This window comes from Clostridium sp. ZS2-4, assembly GCF_026719745.1.
Lineage (GTDB): Bacteria > Bacillota > Clostridia > Clostridiales > Clostridiaceae > Clostridium_H.
In genome coordinates this window covers 1-957 of sequence record NZ_JAPPRQ010000031.1, presented here as the reverse complement: position 1 = coordinate 957, position 957 = coordinate 1, and the positions used below count along the sequence as shown (strand labels likewise).

The window sequence follows — 957 nt, the reverse complement described above, 5'->3', positions numbered from 1 at the left end:
GCAAAAAATCTATTAGGGTTATTAGATGATGAAACAATAGCTACTAAAACTGGGTTATCTATTGATATAGTTAGAGGTTTAAAAAATTAATAAGAATTTAGGTATAGAAGTAGTAATATTTATCTTTAGAGTCTATCATACAGTTCAAATTGAATTGTGGTGTTAGGCTTTTTTATTGAATAAACTGAAATATTAAAGGATAGTGATGAGAGTTCTAGGAATTTTTATTTTTAGATTATTTTATTCCAAAATTCTAACTGTTAACTTTGAAAAATTAAACGGATAGCAAGTGAGTTAAAATCAGAATTATTTTGTGATATAATGGAAGCGAATAATATGCTTTATTTTGGCAGACCTAATAAAGCAAGTTATAAATTAGAAGAGATTAGCACTTATAAAGCTTGTAAGAATTTAAAAAGATTTCACCAAGCAGGTGGGAATGATACAGACTATTTCTACTATGAAATAGAAAGAAGAGAAAAGTATGAAATTGGAGATAATATTCACTTTAAGAATAAGGAGCTTTATGTAAAACAATATTCAGCCTATGCTTTAAAAGATGAAGTAATCTATAAATATAGATTATGTAGAAAAAATGGAGTATGGCAAGCAAAACTTTACAATTCAGTTATTGGCGGAGCATCTCTTGAAGGAAAAGTTCTTGAAGTAGAAGGCGAAAAGGTAAAGCTGCATTTAGATATAGACGAAAAACAAAATAAAAATGAAGCCTCCTGGTTTCCATATGCACCACCAACAGGAAATGCAATGTACTCAATGCCTATAGTAGGAACAAGTGCAAGACTATATTTCCCAGATGAAACAAGCGAATTACCAATTGTAACAGGTTGTGTAAGAACAAATGGAAGCAGCTGTGCCAAGACATCAGATACAACAAAGAGATACTTTGGAACAGAGCACGGCAGTGAAATAGAAATGACCCCAAGTGCATTGAACATA

At 30.7% G+C, this 957-nt stretch carries 1 pseudogene; it reads left to right on the top strand.

The annotated features are described in order from the left end of the window. Nucleotides 1-336 precede the first annotated feature (336 nt). A pseudogene (locus tag OIO11_RS05865) lies at nt 337-957 on the top strand (late control protein D); the annotation flags it as partial.